The following is a 16,819-nucleotide window of genomic DNA, read 5'->3' as shown; positions in this document are numbered from 1 at the left end:
GGGCCCGTCGTCCTGTCCGTCGGGCCCGTCGTCAGTTGAGCGGGAAGTCGGCGGTGTCGATGTCTACGCCGAAGGGCTCCGGCAGCCGGATCGTGCCTCCGTACTCGACGGAGTCGAGCACACGGTAGGTGCCGCCTCGCGGCTCACCGAAGAGTGTGCCGGTGGGCTTGTCCGACTGCCACGGGTCGAGCAGGAGATAGAGGGGCACCTCGGCCTGAGCGTAACCATGCACCTTGCTGATCCGGTCGTGGTTCGCGTTGCCCCGCGAAGTGATCTCCACGACGAGCTGCGCAGCCTCCGCCGGTACGCGGTTCCCAGGGGCGTCGAGCACGTCGCGGGGAACGACGGCGAGGTCGGGAATGTACAGCCCTCGTTCCGTCGGCACTGTCAATCCCTGTGTCTGATAGACACCCCAGTCCGTAGGAATCACTGAGTAGAGCAGGCGCTGAACGAGTTCGGCGGTGACGTTGCGCGCGTTGGCGGGCGGTGGTGCCACGGTGACGATCCCCTCGATGATCTCCACCTTGCTGCCCTCGGGCGCCTTCGTGCCTTCCCAGAGGCGCACGGCGTCATCCCACCCGAAGCCGTCGTCCGGCCGGTGGTCGACGGGGAGTGCGGTCATGGCAGTCTCCTCTATCGATGCGTCACCGATGCCATCATGCCGAACGGGGCCGGTGGGGGTCCACCGGCCCCGTTCACCCGAACGAGAGCGTCGCAGGTCAGGCGATACGTTCCAGCACCACGGACGCCGGGACGTCGACCGCCGTGTCGCCGAGGGCGAAGGCGTCGTCGAGCGCGGCGAGCGCGTAGTCGAACTTCTCCGGGGTGTCGGTGTGCAGCGTCATCAGCGGGGCGCCCGCCTCCACCCGCTCCCCCGGCTTGGCGTGCAGCTCGACGCCCGCACCGGCCTGGACCGGGTCCTCCTTGCGGGCGCGGCCCGCGCCGAGGCGCCAGGCGGCGACGCCGACGGCGTACGCGTCCAGTGAGGTGAGGACGCCGCTCGTCGGGGCGGTGACCACGTGCTGCTCGCGGGCGACGGGCAGGTCCGCGTCGGGGTCGCCGCCCTGGGCGGCGATCATGCGGCGCCACACGTCCATCGCGGAGCCGTCGGCGAGCGCCTTCGCGGGGTCGGCGTCCGGCAGCCCGGCCGCGGCGAGCATCTCGCGCGCCAGCGCGAGGGTCAGCTCGACCACGTCCGCCGGTCCCCCGCCCGCCAGGACCTCGACCGACTCGCGCACCTCGAGGGCGTTGCCGGCCGTGCGGCCGAGCGGCGTGGACATGTCGGTGAGCAGCGCGACGGTCCGCACCCCGTGGTCGGTGCCGAGGCCGACCATGGTGGAGGCCAGTTCGCGGGCGTCCTCGACGGTCTTCATGAAGGCGCCGGAGCCGACCTTCACGTCCAGCACCAGCGAACCGGTGCCCTCGGCGATCTTCTTGCTCATGATGGAGCTGGCGATCAGCGGGATGGCCTCGACCGTGCCGGTCACGTCGCGCAGCGCGTAGAGCTTCTTGTCGGCGGGCGCGAGGCCGTCTCCGGCCGCGCAGACCACCGCGCCGGCGGAGTCGAGGATGCCCAGCATCTCGGCGTTGCTCAGCGAGGCCCGCCAGCCGGGGATCGACTCCAGCTTGTCGAGGGTGCCGCCGGTGTGGCCGAGGCCGCGGCCGGAGAGCTGCGGGACGGCCGCGCCGCAGGCGGCCACGAGCGGGGCGAGCGGCAGGGTGATCTTGTCGCCGACGCCGCCGGTGGAGTGCTTGTCGGCGGTGGGGCGGGCGAGGGAGGAGAAGTCCATCCGCTCGCCGGAGGCGATCATCGCGGCCGTCCAGCGGGCGATCTCCGCCCGTGTCATGCCGTTGAGGAGGATCGCCATGGCGAGGGCGGACATCTGCTCGTCGGCGACGGCGCCGCGGGTGTACGCGTCGATGACCCAGTCGATCTGCTCGTCGCTCAGCGGGTGCCCGTCGCGCTTGGCGCGGATGACGGAGATGGCGTCCATGAGTTCCTTAAGCCGGGGAGGGTTCGTGGAGGCGGGCGGTCAGCGGGCGAGGTCGTCGGGCCCGAACGCGTCCGGCAGCAGCTCGGACAGCGGCCGTACGCCGCGCGCGGTGTCCAGCAGCAGTTCGGGGCCGCCGTGCTCCCACAGCAGCTGGCGGCAGCGCCCGCACGGCATGAGGCGGGCGCCGTTGCGGTCGCAGCAGGTGAAGGCGGTGAGCCGGCCGCCGCCGGTCGCCACCAGCTCGGAGACGAGGCCGCACTCGGCGCACAGCGCGACGCCGTACGCCGCGTTCTCCACGTTGCAGCCGGAGACCGTGCGGCCGTCGTCGACGAGGGCGGCGGCGCCGACCGGGAAGCCCGAGTAGGGGGCGTAGGCCCGGGACATGGCGTCCCGGGCCCGCTCCCGCAGGGCCTCCCAGTCGGTGTCCGGAGCGTGCACGCTCACGTGCCCTGGCCCTTCCGGTACGGCTTGCCGATGGTCTTCGGCACCCGTAGCCGCTGGGTCGCCAGACACAGCACGAGGAGGGTGGTGATGTACGGGCTCGCCTCGACGATCTCGCGCGGCACGGTGTCGGTGGCGGCGTACCAGAGGGCGACGAGGATCCCGGACGCGACGGCGACCATGCCGCCGGTCCGCGAGCCCTTGTAGAGCTTCCACAGGCCGTAGCCGACGAGCAGCACCGCGAAGACGAGCAGCAGCGCGTGGATGGTGGTGCCGCCGCCGCGGAGCTGGGTGCCGTCCATGAAGCCGAAGATACCGGCGCCCATGGCGACGCCGCCGGGACGCCAGTTGCCGAAGATCATGGTGGCGAGGCCGATGTAGCCACGGCCGCCGGTCTGGTCCTCCTGGTAGTGGTGCACGTAGAGGGCCAGGAACGCGCCGCCGAGGCCGGCGAGCGCGCCGGACATGGTGATGGCCGCGTACTTGTACTTGTAGACGTTGACGCCCAGCGACTCGGCGGCGACCGGGTTCTCGCCGCAGGAGCGGAGCCGGAGGCCGAAGGACGAGCGCCACAGCACGAAGAACGTCATCACGAAGAGTCCGGCGGCGAGCAGCGTCACCCAGGAGACGCTGTCGACTGCGGCGCGGGCGATGCCGGCGGTGTCGGAGACGAAGAACCAGCCCTGTTCCTCCAGTGAGGCGAGCCAGTCGGCCAGCAGGGGTACGGAGAACTCCGACATGTCCTCGATGGGCGGGGACTGCCGGTCGTTGCCGCCGGCCAGGGCCGCTTCGCTGCCGGGGGTGCCGAAGAACTGCTTGGCGAGGAACTGGGTGGCGCCGAGCGCCAGGATGTTCACGGCCACACCGGAGACGATGTGGTCGACGCCGAAGGTGACGGTGGCCATGGCGTGCACGAGGCCGCCGAGCGCGCCGCCGGCCATGCCGGCGACGACCGCGGCCCACGGCCCGTACTGCCAGCCGATCCAGCCGGCCGTGAACGTGCCGATGATCATCATGCCTTCGAGGCCGATGTTGATGACGCCGGCGCGTTCGGACCAGAGCCCGCCGAGGCCGGCCAGGCCGATGGGGACCGACCAGCTCAGCGCGGTGGAGTAGGTGCCGAAGCCGGTGAGGCCACCGACGCCGGTGATCTCGCGGAGTGTGGACAGCAGCAGCAGCGCGCCGGCGATGACGAGCAGGATCCACGGCCAGGACAGCCTGCGGCGCGGCGCAGTGTCCTTCCCCTTCGAGGAGAGGGACTCCGAGACCTTGGCGGAGAGGTTCGTGCTCACGCGGACACCTCCGCCTTGTCGTTCTTACGGGCCTGCTTGGCGAGCTGCTCGCCGACCGTGCGCTGCTGGCGGCGGAGGCCGTAGCGGCGGACGAGTTCGTAGGCGATGACCACGCAGAGGACGATGACGCCCTTCATGACCTCGACGGTCTCCGACGCGTAGTCCTCGATCTCCAGCCGGCCGCCGGTGCGGTCGAGGAAGCCCCACAGCAGGGCGGCGAACGCCATGCCGACCGCGTTGTTGCGGCCCAGCAGCGCGAGCGCGATGCCGGTGAAGCCGATGCCGGCGGGGAAGTCGTTGCCGTAGTTGTGGACCTCGCCCAGCAGGATCGGCATGCCGACCAGGCCGGCGGCCGCGCCCGAGAGCACCATCGAGGTGACGACCATCTTCTTCACGCTGACGCCGCTGGCCTGCGCGGCCGACTCCGAGCGGCCCACGGAGCGCAGGTCGAAGCCGAAGCGGGTGCGGTTGAGCATGAACCAGTAGCCGAGGCCGACGGCGGCGGCGAGGAAGACGAAGCCGTTGATCGGGTCGGGGCTGGTCGGCAGGAAGAAGAAGTGGCTGGACTCGGGGATGTTCGGCGTGTGGAAGAGGTTGCCGTCCTTGACCGCCAGCCGGCCTTCCTGGAGGAAGTAGCCGATGAAGGAGGCGGCGATGAAGTTCAGCATGATCGTGGTGATGACCTCGCTGACGCCGCGGGTCACCTTCAGGAAGCCCGCGATGCCGGACCAGATCGCGCCGACGACGACCGCGACCAGGATGATCAGCGGGATCTGCACCAGCCCGGGCAGCGTCAGCGCGCCGCCGACGACGGCCGCGAAGAACGCGGCGATGCGGTACTGGCCGTCCACGCCGATGTTGAAGAGGTTCATCCGGAAGCCGATGGCGACGGCCAGCGCGGACAGGTAGTACGGGATCGCCTTGTTGATGATCCAGACCTGGCTGTCGCTCTTGGAGCCGTAGTCGAGCATCACCGAGTACGCGTAGAGCGGGTCCTTGCCGGTGGCCAGCAGGACGACCGAGGTGATGACGACGGCGGCCACGAGGGCCAGCAGGGGGGCGGCGAGGCCGAGGATCAGGCGGTTCTTGTCGAGCTTGAACGACTTCACAGCCGCTTCCCTCCCTCGCCCGTCTCGTCCTCGACGCCTGCGGCGGAGCCGCTCTCGGACGCTTCGAGGTGGCCGCTGGCGGCGCCGGTCATGGCGGAGCCCAACTCCTCAGGGGTGATGGTGGCGGGGTCGGCGTCCGCGACCAGGCGGCCGCGGTACATCACCCGCAGGGTGTCGGAGAGCCCGATCAGCTCGTCCAGGTCGGCGGAGATCAGCAGGACCGCCAGTCCTTCGCGGCGCGCCTCGCGGATCTGGTCCCAGATCTGCGCCTGCGCGCCGACGTCCACGCCGCGGGTGGGGTGGGCGGCGATCAGCAGCTTGGGGTGGTGGCTCATCTCGCGGCCGACGATCAGCTTCTGCTGGTTGCCGCCGGAGAGGCTGGCCGCGGTGACCTCGATGCCGGGCGTCCGGACGTCGTAGTCGGTGACGATGCGCGCGGTGTCGGTGCGGGCGGCCTTGATGTCGAGGAGTGCGCCGCGGCTGTTGGGCGCCTCGGTGACGTGCCCCAGCATGCGGTTCTCCCACAGCGGGGCCTCCAGCAGCAGGCCGTGCCGGTGCCGGTCCTCGGGGATGTAGCCGATGCCCGCCTCGCGGCGGGTGCGGGTGGGCCGGTGGGAGATGTCCTGGCCGTCGAGGGTGACGCTGCCGCCGTCGGGGTCGCGCAGGCCCATGACGGCCTCGACCAGTTCGGCCTGTCCGTTGCCCTCGACGCCGGCGACGCCGAGCACCTCGCCCTTGCGGATGGTGAAGGTGATGCCGTCCAGGACCGCGCGGACGCTGCCGTCCGGGTCGGTGGCGGACAGGTGCAGCTCGTCGACCTTCAGCATCTCGACGTCGGTGACGGTCGACTCGCGGGTCTCCGGGGACGGGAGTTCGCTGCCGACCATCAGCTCGGCGAGCTGCTTGGGGGTGGTCTCGGACGGGTGCAGGGAGGCGACCGTGGTGCCGCGCCGGATGACGGTGATGTCGTCCGCGACGGTCAGCACCTCGCCCAGCTTGTGCGAGATGAAGATGACGGTGAGGCCCTCGGCCTTGAGCTCGCGCAGGTTGTCGAACAGGGCGTCGACCTCCTGCGGCACGAGCACGGCCGTGGGCTCGTCGAGGATGAGCGTGCTGGCGCCGCGGTAGAGGACCTTGAGGATCTCCACGCGCTGCCGGTCGGCGACGCCGAGTTCCTCGACGAGCACGTCCGGGCGGATCGCCAGGCCGTACGCGTCGGAGAGTTCCGTGATCTTCCGGCGCGCGCCGCCGCCGATGCCGTGCAGCTTCTCGGCGCCGAGGACGACGTTCTCCTGCACCGTGAGGTTGTCGGCGAGCATGAAGTGCTGGTGCACCATGCCGATGCCGCGGGCGATGGCGTCGGCGGGCGTACGGAAGGAGACCTTCTCGCCTGCGACGGTGATGTTGCCCTCGTCCGGCGCCTGCATGCCGTAGAGGATCTTCATCAGGGTCGACTTGCCGGCGCCGTTCTCCCCGACGAGGGCGTGCACGGTGCCGCGCCGGACGGTGATGTCGATGTCGTGGTTGGCCACGACGCCGGGGAACCGCTTGGTGATGCCGTGGAGCTCGACGGCAGGTGCGCTGTCTGCCGGTGGGCCGGCTGCCGTGGGGCTGCTGCTGGACGCTTTGATGACGCACTCTCCTCGGAGGGACCGGGCGAAGGAGTGAGATGTGTGGGCTGGGCGGGTGACGCGTGTCGTGTGGGGCGGGAGTGACGGTATCGCGCGTGGTGGCGTGCGAGGCACGCTACGCGCGTAGCGTTCCGCCGAGAAAGCGGGCCCGGTGCGGAGGGCGGTGCTGCGCCCTCCGCGCCGGGCCCACGCCACGCGGGTCAGGTGACCCGGTCGAGCGGACCCGTCACTTCTCGGGGGTGTCGCTGACCTTGACCTCGCCGCTGGTGATCTTCGTCTTGGCCTCTTCGATCTTCGGCATGATGTCGTCGATGAAGCCGCCGGAGGTGGCGAGCGAGACGCCGTCCTCCTTGAGGGTGTACGAGTTCACGCCGGTGATCGGGTCGCCCTCGTGCACGCTCTTGATCAGGTCGTAGACCGCGACGTCGACGTTCTTCACCACGGAGGTGAGGATGACGTCCTTGTACTCCGCCAGGCCCGGCTGCTGGTACTGGTCGGAGTCGACACCGATCGCCCAGGCGCCGTCGCCCTCGTCGTGGATGGCCTCGATCGAGCCCGCGCCGGACTGGCCCGCGGCACTGTAGACGACGTCGATGTCCCGGGAGAGCATCCCCTTCGCCTTCTCCTTGGCGGCGGCGGGGTCGTTGAAGCCCTTCGGGTTGTTCGGGTACAGGTACTCGGTGACGACCTGGACGTCCTTGCCCGTGTCCTCCACGCCCTGCGCGAAGCCCGCCTCGAACTTCTGGATCAGCGCGTTGTCCACGCCGCCGATGAAGCCGACCTTGTCGGTCTTGGTCTTCAGCGCGGCGGCGACACCGGCGAGGTAGGAACCCTCGTGCTCGGAGAACACCATGCTGTCGACGTTCTTCTCCTCGCCCTCGACCACGGAGTCGACGACGCCGAAGGTGGTCTTCGGGAATTCCTTGGAGACCTTCTCGATCGACTTGCCGTAGGCGAAGCCGACGCCGATGACCGGGTTGTAGCCGGCCGAGGCCAGCTGGGTGAGGCGCTGCTCGCGCTGCGACTCGGTCTCGTTGTTGCCGGCCGTGACGGTCTCGAGGGGGATGTCGAACTCCTTCGAGGCCTTCTCCGCGCCGCGGTTCGCGGACTGGTTGAAGGAGTGGTCGTCGGCACCGCCGACGTCGAAGGCCAGGCCGATGCCCTTGTCCTTCTCGCCGCTGCCCGACTCGGTGGAGCTCTCGCCACACGCAGTGGCCGTCAGCGCGAGGACCGCGGTGGCGCTGACCGCGGCTGCAAGCTTGGATACCCGACGCAAGAGGACGTTCCCTTCGTCTCTCGGAAGCGCCTCTTCCCGGCGCTGGCTGTTCCGGGTCAGATTAACGCGCGTAGATCTGGGGTAAAGCCCCGTCCGACGGCCGTTATCGGATCGGTGTCTAGCGGGTGTGCGCCGCTGGTCGGACACCCCTCCCACGGCCCCGGCGGGGCTCTGCATCCGCGCAGGTCAGAGGGCTACGGCAGGCGTCCGGCACTGAGCAGCGCGGCGGCGGTGAACAGCTCCACACCCACGGTGATCGCCTTCTCGTCGGCGTCGAAGTCGCCCTGATGAAGGTCCCGCCTGGTCCGGTCCCCCGGGGTCCGCACCCCGAGCCGCGCCATGGCGCCCGGCACCTGCTCCAGGTACCAGGAGAAGTCCTCGCCGCCGAGACTCTGCTCCGTCGTCTCGACCGCGTACTCGCCGCCGCGCGCGACCATCGCGTCACGCAGCAGCTCGGTGCTCTTGACCTCGTTGACGACGGGCGGGACGCCGCGCACGTAGTCGATCGTCGACTTGGCCCGGTGCAGCGTCGCGACCTCGTCGATCGCCGCGTGCACCACATCGGGCGCCTCGCGCCAGGCGGGCAGGTCCAGGCAGCGCACGGTCGCCGAGAGCTCCGCCCGCTGCGGGATGACGTTGCAGGCGTGCCCGGACTCGATGCGCCCCCAGGTCAGGGACAGCCCGGAACGGGCGTCGACCCGGCGGCCCAGCAGCGCGGGCACCTCGGTGACCAGCTTCGCGGCGGCGGTGACCAGGTCCGTCGTCAGGTGCGGTCTGGCGGTGTGGCCGCCCGGCCCGGTCAGCGACACCTCCAGGCGGTCGCAGGCGGACGTGATCGGGCCGGTGCGCAGGCCGATCTTCCCGGCGTCCACACGGGGGTCGCAGTGCACGGCGATGATCCGGCCGACGCCGTCCAGCACGCCGCACTCCATGGCGTCCGTGGCGCCGCCCGGCAGCACCTCCTCAGCCGGCTGGAAGATCAGCCGCACGGGCCGCGGCAGCAGGTCCCGCTTCGCCAGCTCCGCCAGCACCAGCCCGGCGCCGAGCACGACGGTGGTATGCACGTCGTGGCCGCAGGCGTGCGCCCGGTCGGCGATCGTGGACCGGTACGGCACGTCCTTGGTGTCCGGGATGGGCAGCGCGTCGATGTCCGCCCGGATCGCGAGGGCGTCCCCGCCGACCTCTCCCCCGATGTCGCAGATCAGCCCCGTGCCGAGGGACAGCGTCCGGGGCTCCAGCCCCGCCTCCTCCAGCCGCGCCTTGATCGCGGCGGTCGTGCGGAACTCCTGATGCCCGAGCTCGGGGTGCATGTGAAGGTCGCGGCGGAAGGCGACGAGCTCCTCACGGAGGGACTCCGGCAGCGTTCCGGGCAGTGCGGACATGCCGACGGCCGCTGCCGCCGGCTCCGGGGACAGGAGTTGGTTCATGTCCGGAGCGTAGGCCCATCCATGGGGGGACTGACAGTTGATCACCGAAATTTCATCCCCGTCAGCGACCGAAAACTACACTGCGAGGCGGTTACGGCCACTCTGGGTTGGGTATGCCTCTCGTTTTTCCCCGAGTACCCCGCACGCGGCCCCTCAGTAGTGGTACCGCGCCTGCACGATGATCAACTCGTCCCCCTTCGCCCGGTACACCAGCCGGTGCTCCTCGTCGATTCTCCGCGACCAGTAGCCGCTCAGGTCGCCCTTGAGCGGCTCCGGCTTTCCGATGCCTCCGAACGGGTCGCGCTTGCTCTCTTCAATGAGCCGGTTGATCCGCCTGACCATGCGCCGGTCCGTTTCGGCCCAGTGCACGTAGTCGCCCCAACCCTGCTCAGTGAACACCGTCTTCACTCGACCTCGTCCACGTCGATCAGCTCACGGGGCTCGACGTTGCCACGCTCGGCCTCCGCGACCGACTCGGCCAGGCGCCGCGCATTGGCCGGCGACCGCATGAGGTAGATCGTCTCCTGCCACGAGGTGTAGTCCTCTTCGGAGATCAGCACGGCATTGCCGTTGCGCGAGGTGATGTGTATCGGCGCCCGGTCGTCGTTGACCTTCTCGATCAGCGGGAACAGGTTCTTACGCGCCTCGCTGGCGGTGATCGACACGACGGCCTCCTACTCCACAATGGTACAAGAAATCGTACCACTGTGGAAGAGTGGCAGTGAGCTGATTTCAACCTCAGTTTGAGCAGGTCAGGTGCAGGGCGAGGACGGCCTGGACGAGGCTGGTGATGCGGGTGGTGCTGCAGCGGAGCTTGCGCAGGAGCCGCCAGGTCTTGAGGGTGGCCATGGCCTGCTCGACGAGCGCGCGGATCTTCGCGTGGGAGCGGTTCACGGCCTGCTGACCTGCGGACAGCTTTGCCCAACGGCCCCAGTAGGGCACGCGTATGGTGCCGTCGGCGCCCCGGTATGCCTTGTCGGCCCAGCACCGCACGCCCGCTTCGGTCAGAGCGTGGATGATGCCGTGGGTTCGCGCGGCCTTGATGTCGTGGACGGCTCCGGGCAGCGCGGGCGAGGCCCAGAGCAGTCGGCCTGCCGGGTCGGTGATGACCTGGACGTTCATGCCGTGCTTCTTGTGTTTCCCGGAGTAGAAGGGCCGGTCGGCAGAGATGCGGTCGATCGGCAGCAGTGTGCCGTCCAGGATCACGTACGCCTTGGTGGAGGCGGTCTTCATCGCTTCGGCGAGGCTCGGTGCGAGGGCGGCGCGGACCTCGATGGCCTCGGCGATGTACCGGTACGCGGTGGCGGTACCGACACCGAACCCCGCGGCGAGCTGGGCGTAGGTGTGGCCGCAGCGCAGGTGCGCGAGCACGAGCAGAGCCTGGCGGCCCGCGCTCAACCGGCGCCACCGTGTTCCGCATTCCCGGCGCCGGGTTCGCAGGCGGGCGGACAGGTAGCGCAGGGTCGAGGTGGACACATCGATGCCGGACGGGTAGACAAGCACGCGGAAGCTCCTGGTGGGACAGGTGATCTTGGTCGTGAACCCGTCTACCAGGAGCTTCTCCACGTCCGGACACCGGCCCCCTACGGCACAACTGCACAGCCACCCAACCAGGTTGGAATCAGCTCACTGCCGTCAGGCCGCAAAACGGCCCCTGTAGGCGACACCGAAAAGGGGCCACATCTTTGCGCTTGGATGCGTAACAAGCTGGAAGCCTAAATCGGCTCGCCTGCAACTCCACTGAATCCGACGAGGCCGTTCCTCTTCGCCATGTCAAGAATCTCCGGGAGATAATCCAGCTGGCGAACCGAGAGGGTCAGGAGGACGTACTTTCCCGCGTCATCCGGTTCCTCTTCCAGGTCAAATCGAGACGGCTCCAGAACGTCGTCCACATCTGACCACCTAGCCAGCAGTTCCTCTCGGAACCGCAACACGTCGGGGCTCACGACAAGGTCGCCGGTGACACCCTCATCGAGGCTGTCGAAAACTTCCTCAGGGTTCCCGGAAGAGCGCTTCCAGAAGCCGAAGTCACTGCTCACAGGCCATTCTCTCAGGTTAGGGGTTGCACATTGGACACTCTGTACCGCGCCGGACGACTGAGGTTTCAAACCCGTACGACTTCGCTAGCCATTCGTCCTTCCTTCGCTGACCCCTTGTGTAATTCGATTTATTCACCTTCACCTCATAAAGGTGAAGGTTTCCGTTCGGGTTGCGGACCGCGATGTCCACTTGACGCCTACCGTAAGGAGTCCACAAATCAAGTCCATTTCCGCAGCTCTCGCTGTAGATGTCAGACTTGTCGTAGAACTTTTCGAACGTCGCCGTCATCTCATCGACACCTGCAGCACCTCGGGCTTTGTCGTGTTTGCGAATGCCGCAGTTGCTGTTGTGAACGAGGATCGGGGGTCTCGCCCGCTAGCACATAGTACGTGTGCTAGACAGGGGCTTATGATCTGCGTTTTTGCAGGTCAGCGCCGATCCGTGTGTCCGGGGAAGTCCGCAGGCGTATGCCGTTGACGGGTCCGGTTGCCGTCAGCGTTGCCGTCAGAACCGGTGGCCGGCTACTTCAGGTGCGCCTGAAGGTCATCGACAGTCCAGTTGGCCTGGCGGAGGATGGAGCGGAGGGTTCCGGGTGCGAGACTGCGGTGGAGAGGGACGATGGCGGTCCGCTCTCCGCTGCGGTACTTGGCGTGGCTGCCACGGGTGGAGACGTACTCGAACCCGCCCCGCTCCAGGGCCTTCGCTACTGCGGCTCCAGAGAGACCCGTGGGGACAGCGGGGCTCACGCGGCGCGCCGCACTTCCACAGGGGCGGTGATCACATCGGTCACCTCGGGGGCGGGAGCGTCCTCGAAGTAGAGCTCCAGCGCTTCGCGGAGGTTCTCCAGGGACTCCTCGATGGTCTCACCCTGGGAGGCTACCTCGACCTGGAGACAGCGCGCCACATACCACTCGCCCTCGTGGGTGATCGCGGCAGTCAAGTGCAGTGCATCAGTGGCCATGCCGCCAGTCTGGCACGCACCGCCCCCACCGGTCAGCAGCTTCCCCCGCCGTCACCCCCGCCGATGGCCGCGTTGACCCGGCGAAGCGGTTGACCTCCACCTGCACCCGGTAAAGGCTCGCCTGTGGCTGGTCCGATCTGCCGGGGCGCTGACGCGTCGCGTGTTCTGGTGGCTTCCAGGCCGTTCCGGGGTGCTGATCTTGCGCGGCCAGGGGCCGGCGCTCGGCCGAGGGGCGGCGCCGTAGCGGCCGGTCCCGCGATCCGGCCGCGCGCGGGTCCGCGTCAGCGGGCCCGCCTTGAAACCGCAGAGAAAGTATCGACGCGACCCTCACCACGGCACATCCTTGACCAGCCAAGCGGGCCTGCCGTCATCAGTCCTGGCGGTGGCCGCCTTCGAGGCGGTCGAGTCGTTCGCGTAGTTCCTGGATCTGGCCGATGGCGTCCTCCAGTGCGTCTGCCAGTGCGTCCATGCGGATGTGGTCCTGCGCCTCCTCGGGGCTGGGGCCTGTGAAGGCTTCCAGGGTTCCTGGTGTTTCCTGTGCTGGGCCGGGTCCGATGACGGTGACTTCCTCGACCCTCATCCCGCCGTCGCCCGAGGGGGCGCCTCGTCGGACGCGGGTGGCCTTGTGCTCCATGATCAGCAGATTCAGTGCCTGCCGTGCCGTCCGTGCGTCCGTGTCGAGGAGGTCAGTCGCGGCCTCGGCGGTGAGTTCGGTGCCCTCGGCGAGGCTGCCGTCGTCGATCTTCTGGGACAGGGCAGCGTGGGCGAGCCGGTTCGCCATGGCGGGGTCGTCGGCGTCCTGGACGTAGACGTCGGTGCTGTTCTCGTCGCGGCGGAGCCAGTGGCCGTCGATGAGCCGGTCCAGGGCCGCGTCGACGACGGTGACGGGTGCCTGGTACTGGTCGGCCAATTGCTGGCGGGGCGGGAGTTTCGCGCCGGGGGTGAGGTGGCCCTGGCGGATGAGGCGTTCGAGGTCGGTGGTGATGGTCTCGTAGGCGTGGCCGAAGTCGCTGCGCGTACTGACGAAGGTGCCCTTGCCGGGGCGGGAGACGGCGGTCGTCGTAGAGGGTCAGGGAGATGATTCGTCCGCCGACGGGTGTGGGGCCTGGACCTGGCGGGGGCGCAGCAGGGAGTCGTAGAAGGCGTAGGTGGTGTTGTACCCGGAGCCGTCGCCTCTGAGGCTGCTGGTGGCGACCCAGGACATGTGGCTGTTGCTGACGTTGTAGTCGTAGGTGTGATTGGGGCTCTGACGTATTTTGAGCCGGTTGGGCAGCCACACCTTGGTGAGACGACCGAGGCTGTCGTATTCGGTTTGTGTGATCTTGCTGTTCGGGTCGGTGATCTTCAGCGGGGCGCCCGTGCCCAGATCGAAGGTGCTGGTGGTCCTATGGCCTTTGGCGTTCTCGACAACGGTGGCGGTCTGGGGGCCCTTGACGGCGGGGGTGTAGGTGGTGGTGGCGGCCGTGAGGCCGTGGGTGTCCTTGATCTCCAACGGCCTGCCGAGTGCGTCGTAGCTGGTCTTGGTGACGGTCTGCCAGGCAGGTGTGCCGTCGGAACCGTAGGACTTGGCGCGGCCGGACCAGACGACGTCACCCTTGGTGGGCTCCTGAGATGCGGACCATGCGTTCTGGTCAGTGTCGTCATAGACCTTCGCCGTGTCGGTGACGACGTCACCGGGCCCGCTGGAGTCGGCCGGCAGGTCGAGCTCGTCATCGGACGTGGTGCATGGTTGAGCGACGGTGCGGGCGCGGGAGATGAGCTTGTTGATCCCGAGGTCGTCGTTGCGTGCGTACCAGTTGCGGGTGCACTTCTCGTCACCGGTGACGGCGTTCTCGCCGTTGTCCTGGACGGTGGCGGCCATGCCGTAGGAGTCGTAGGTGGTCTTGGTGGTACGGACGCGGTCCTCTGGTGCGCTGCCGCTGGTAATGCGGGCGCGTTCGTGGGTGGCGGCCGTCCGCAGGTAGTACGCCTCGATGTCGGCGTAGGACTTGTGCTGGGTGGCAGTGCGCTTGGACCACGGGTCGTTGATGGTGCCGTTGACCTCGTTGTCGCCGTCGTAGGTGACGGTTTCGCGCTGGTACCCGGCGTACTGGTCGGAGTCGGTGATCTCGCCGGCCTTGATGCCCGTGACCTTCACGGTTCTGCGTTCGTCGGGCTGAGGGGTCTTGCCGTCCGATCCGAGGACGCGGTCACCGTGCATTCCCCGCAGGTAGATGGAGACCGTCTTGAGCTGATCGCTGTCGTCGTCGCCAGTGAGGTGGGTGACCTTCCCGTAGCCGCGCCAGATCGACCAGGTGCGTTGCTTGGCCGGGGTCATGGGGTCGTTGTTGTAGCGCCAGGCGCCTCCGCCCGAGTACTGGTACGTGTGCTGGACGGCTTCGGAGCCGCCGTGCGGGTCCGTGGTGAAGCCACTGTTCTGCCTGATCAACGACTCAAGTCGAGTCAGGGGACGTGCCTGGCGCACGGCTCGGGGTTCGCTCGGCCTCCTCGCGCTGTCTCCCCCACCTTCACGGGCCGGTGGGGAGGCGGGGGGTGGGGGCGGTGGTGGTGATGGTGGTGAGGAAGGTGTGGGCGCGCGGGGAGGCGCCGGGGGTGAGCCAGGCGGGGTCGATGTCGCAGGTGGTGACGCGGACGTCGGTGCCGGCGAGGGCGAGGGGGAGGGTGTGGACGACGGTGGAGGGGAAGCTGAGGACGGTACGGCCGACGGGGCCGCGGCGGGCGACGAGTTCGAGGGGGAGGTCGGGGCGGACGATCTCCAGGCCGGTCTCGGCGGTGACGCGGTGCAGCTTGTCGGCGCTCTCGCGGCGGTGGGCGAAGTAGCGGGTGGCGCCGTGGGCGTGGGCGAGGTCGCGGACGGCGGCGAGGTAGCGGTCGAGGTCGACGACGCCGGTCTCGACGAGTGAGGTGCCGATCAGGTCGGTGCCCCGGGTGAGGCGGGGCGGGCCGAAGCGGGCGCGGGTCCAGGCGAAGTCGTGCGGCAGGACCGTGATGCCGAGGGTGGCCGCGGCGTCGGAGACGGGCATGGCGGTGAAGAGGTCCACGCGGCGGGCGGCGGACGGCACCAGGCGCGTGCGGGCGCGACGGGAGACTGGGGCGAAGAGGGTGGCCGCGGGGCTACCGCGTCCGGTGCGGTGCCAGCGGGTGAGGCGGTCGCCGCGGGCGAGCTGGGCGACGAACTCCATGGTGGCGGTGCCGTCGTCGACCACGACGATGCGCGGCGCGGTGGTGAGCGCGAGCAGGAGCTGCACGTAGCGGGAGAAGGGGTCGCCGAGCACGACGCGGGAGGCGCGGCGCAGCGGGCGGGAGAGGGCGGCGACGGTCTTGAGCGGGCCCGTGCCGCCGCGGGCCTCGGTCCAGTCCACCCGGTGGCCCTCGTCGCGGGCGAGTTCGGCCATGCGGCGGAGCTGGCCGCGGGTCATGGGGTCGTGGGGCGGGAGGACGACGATGCGGAGCGGTTCGGGGCCTGCGGGAGCCGTACGGGAGGAGGCGTGCGGAGGGGAGGCGTGGGGGCCGTGCGTACGGGAGGCGTGGGCGTGGGCCCATTCGAGGACGTTGAGGAGCTGGACCGGGCTCTCGACGAAGGCGAGGGTGCCGTCGGTCCGGGGGGCGGGCCCCCCGGCCGGCCCGACGGCGTGCGCCGCGTCCGGCTCGGGGGGTTCGGTGCGTTCTCTCACGTCGGGAGGGGCCGTTCAGACGGAGGCGGGCTCGCGGTCCGCGTTCTGCTCCTCGGTCTCGGCGACGACGCCCTTGACGCGGCGGAGCTTCTTCATCGGGGCGAGTTCGCTGTCGTAGACCTTCTTGACGCCGTCGCCGAGGGAGTCCTCGATGGTGCGGATGTCGCGCACCAGGCGCTGGAGGCCGCCGGGTTCGACGGAGGCGGCCTGGTCGCTGCCCCACATGGCGCGGTCGAGGGTGATGTGCCGTTCGACGAAGTCGGCGCCGAGGGCGACGGCGGCGAGGGTGGTCTGGAGGCCGGTCTCGTGGCCGCTGTAGCCGATGGGGACGTTGGGGAACTCGGCCTGCAGGGTGTGGATCATCCGCAGGTTGAGCTCGTCGGCCTTGGCCGGGTAGGTGGAGGTGGCGTGGCAGAGCACGATGTTGTCGCTGCCGAGCACCTCGACGGCGTGCCGGATCTGCTTCGGGGTGGACATGCCGGTGGAGAGGATGACGGTGCGGCCGGTGGCGCGCAGGGCGCGCAGCAGCTCGTCGTCGGTGAGGGAGGCGGACGCCACCTTGTGGGCGGGGACGTCGAACTTCTCGAGGAAGGCGACGGCCTCGGTGTCCCACGGGGAGGCGAACCAGTGGATGCCGCGCTGGGTGCAGTACGCGTCGATGGCGCGGTAGCCGTCCTCGTCGAACTCGACGCGGTGCCGGTAGTCGATGTACGTCATCCGGCCCCACGGGGTGTCGCGCTCGATGTCCCACTGGTCGCGCGGGGTGCAGATCTCCGGGGTGCGCTTCTGGAACTTCACCGCGTCGCAGCCGGCTTCGACGGCGGCGTCGATGAGGGCGAAGGCGTTCTCGAGGTCGCCGTTGTGGTTGATCCCGATCTCGCCGGTGACGTAGACGGGGCGGCCCGGGCCGACGGTCTTGTCGCCGAGGGTCCGGAGGCGGTTCTGCGAAGTCATGGCAGGGGTCTTTCTGTTGA

General features: G+C 69.3%; 18 protein-coding genes. All 18 read right to left on the bottom strand.

The genetic code is table 11. From position 1 onward, the window contains the following. Positions 1-31: 31 nt before the first annotated feature. The gene (locus tag RM572_RS19250) at positions 32-622 is read right to left on the bottom strand and encodes a Uma2 family endonuclease (RefSeq protein WP_311674598.1); all 591 of its coding nucleotides are present in this window, start codon (positions 620-622) and stop codon (positions 32-34) included. 97 nt (positions 623-719) lie between these two features. Continuing rightward, positions 720-1,994: a thymidine phosphorylase gene (locus tag RM572_RS19245; protein ID WP_311674597.1), complete on the bottom strand. Its 1,275-nt coding sequence runs from the start codon at positions 1,992-1,994 to the stop codon at positions 720-722. Between the two features lie 39 nt (positions 1,995-2,033). Next, complete coding sequence (locus RM572_RS19240) at positions 2,034-2,438, bottom strand: cytidine deaminase (protein ID WP_311674596.1); 405 nt, start codon at positions 2,436-2,438, stop codon at positions 2,034-2,036. Then, positions 2,435-3,727, bottom strand: a complete 1,293-nt coding sequence (locus tag RM572_RS19235) for an ABC transporter permease (protein ID WP_311674595.1) — start codon at positions 3,725-3,727, stop codon at positions 2,435-2,437. The genes RM572_RS19240 and RM572_RS19235 overlap by 4 nt, the downstream gene beginning before the upstream one ends. Then, positions 3,724-4,836, bottom strand: a complete 1,113-nt coding sequence (locus RM572_RS19230) for an ABC transporter permease (RefSeq protein ID WP_311674594.1) — start codon at positions 4,834-4,836, stop codon at positions 3,724-3,726. Before RM572_RS19230 ends, RM572_RS19235 begins: the two co-directional genes overlap by 4 nt. Then, positions 4,833-6,467, bottom strand: coding sequence for an ABC transporter ATP-binding protein (locus RM572_RS19225; protein ID WP_311674694.1), 1,635 nt, complete (start codon positions 6,465-6,467; stop codon positions 4,833-4,835). The genes RM572_RS19230 and RM572_RS19225 overlap by 4 nt, the downstream gene beginning before the upstream one ends. Before the next feature lie 226 nt (positions 6,468-6,693). Further along, a complete protein-coding gene (locus RM572_RS19220; RefSeq protein WP_311674593.1) occupies positions 6,694-7,743 on the bottom strand; it encodes a BMP family lipoprotein in 1,050 nt (349 codons plus the stop codon). A 194-nt stretch (positions 7,744-7,937) separates the two neighbouring features. Continuing rightward, on the bottom strand, positions 7,938-9,170 hold the full coding sequence (locus RM572_RS19215; RefSeq protein ID WP_311674592.1) for a M20 family metallopeptidase: 1,233 nt from the start codon (positions 9,168-9,170) through the stop codon (positions 7,938-7,940). A 153-nt stretch (positions 9,171-9,323) separates the two neighbouring features. Then, on the bottom strand, positions 9,324-9,578 hold the full coding sequence (locus RM572_RS19210; protein WP_311674591.1) for a Txe/YoeB family addiction module toxin: 255 nt from the start codon (positions 9,576-9,578) through the stop codon (positions 9,324-9,326). After that, a complete protein-coding gene (locus RM572_RS19205) occupies positions 9,575-9,835 on the bottom strand; it encodes a type II toxin-antitoxin system Phd/YefM family antitoxin (protein ID WP_311674590.1) in 261 nt (86 codons plus the stop codon). Before RM572_RS19205 ends, RM572_RS19210 begins: the two co-directional genes overlap by 4 nt. A 73-nt stretch (positions 9,836-9,908) precedes the next feature. Continuing rightward, the gene (locus RM572_RS19200) at positions 9,909-10,673 is read right to left on the bottom strand and encodes an IS5 family transposase (protein WP_311674589.1); all 765 of its coding nucleotides are present in this window, start codon (positions 10,671-10,673) and stop codon (positions 9,909-9,911) included. A 212-nt stretch (positions 10,674-10,885) separates the two neighbouring features. Further along, positions 10,886-11,209, bottom strand: a complete 324-nt coding sequence (locus RM572_RS19195) for a hypothetical protein (protein ID WP_311674588.1) — start codon at positions 11,207-11,209, stop codon at positions 10,886-10,888. A gap of 522 nt (positions 11,210-11,731) precedes the next feature. Next, complete coding sequence (locus RM572_RS19190) at positions 11,732-11,956, bottom strand: type II toxin-antitoxin system HicA family toxin (RefSeq protein ID WP_023531770.1); 225 nt, start codon at positions 11,954-11,956, stop codon at positions 11,732-11,734. Further along, entirely contained in the window at positions 11,953-12,171 is a 219-nt protein-coding gene (locus RM572_RS19185) for a type II toxin-antitoxin system HicB family antitoxin (protein WP_023531771.1), read from the bottom strand. The genes RM572_RS19190 and RM572_RS19185 overlap by 4 nt, the downstream gene beginning before the upstream one ends. Positions 12,172-12,541: 370 nt before the next feature. Further along, a complete protein-coding gene (locus RM572_RS19180; protein ID WP_394813651.1) occupies positions 12,542-13,132 on the bottom strand; it encodes a GntR family transcriptional regulator in 591 nt (196 codons plus the stop codon). A 108-nt stretch (positions 13,133-13,240) separates the two neighbouring features. Then, entirely contained in the window at positions 13,241-14,599 is a 1,359-nt protein-coding gene (locus tag RM572_RS19175) for a hypothetical protein (RefSeq protein ID WP_311674587.1), read from the bottom strand. Positions 14,600-14,678: 79 nt separating this feature from the next. Then, positions 14,679-15,845 (bottom strand): hypothetical protein, encoded by a 1,167-nt coding sequence (locus RM572_RS19170; protein WP_311674586.1) that lies wholly within the window; start codon positions 15,843-15,845, stop codon positions 14,679-14,681. 15 nt (positions 15,846-15,860) lie between these two features. After that, positions 15,861-16,799, bottom strand: a complete 939-nt coding sequence (locus tag RM572_RS19165; RefSeq protein WP_027763250.1) for an N-acetylneuraminate synthase family protein — start codon at positions 16,797-16,799, stop codon at positions 15,861-15,863. Between the last annotated feature and the right edge of the window lie 20 nt (positions 16,800-16,819).

Source organism: Streptomyces hazeniae (assembly GCF_031845485.1).
Classification (GTDB): domain Bacteria; phylum Actinomycetota; class Actinomycetes; order Streptomycetales; family Streptomycetaceae; genus Streptomyces; species Streptomyces hazeniae.
Note: the sequence above shows the minus strand (reverse complement) of the source record. Positions and strands in the feature narration are given on the sequence as shown.

What these genes read in the sequence shown, in the direction of transcription:
- RM572_RS19250 (WP_311674598.1), bottom strand. Translation starts at nt 622, where the DNA reads ATGACCGCACTCCCCGTCGACCACCGGCCGGACGACGGCTTCGGGTGG.
- RM572_RS19245 (WP_311674597.1), bottom strand. Translation starts at nt 1,994, where the DNA reads ATGGACGCCATCTCCGTCATCCGCGCCAAGCGCGACGGGCACCCGCTG.
- RM572_RS19215 (WP_311674592.1), bottom strand. Translation starts at nt 9,170, where the DNA reads ATGAACCAACTCCTGTCCCCGGAGCCGGCGGCAGCGGCCGTCGGCATG.
- RM572_RS19185 (WP_023531771.1), bottom strand. Translation starts at nt 12,171, where the DNA reads ATGGCCACTGATGCACTGCACTTGACTGCCGCGATCACCCACGAGGGC.
- RM572_RS19165 (WP_027763250.1), bottom strand. Translation starts at nt 16,799, where the DNA reads ATGACTTCGCAGAACCGCCTCCGGACCCTCGGCGACAAGACCGTCGGC.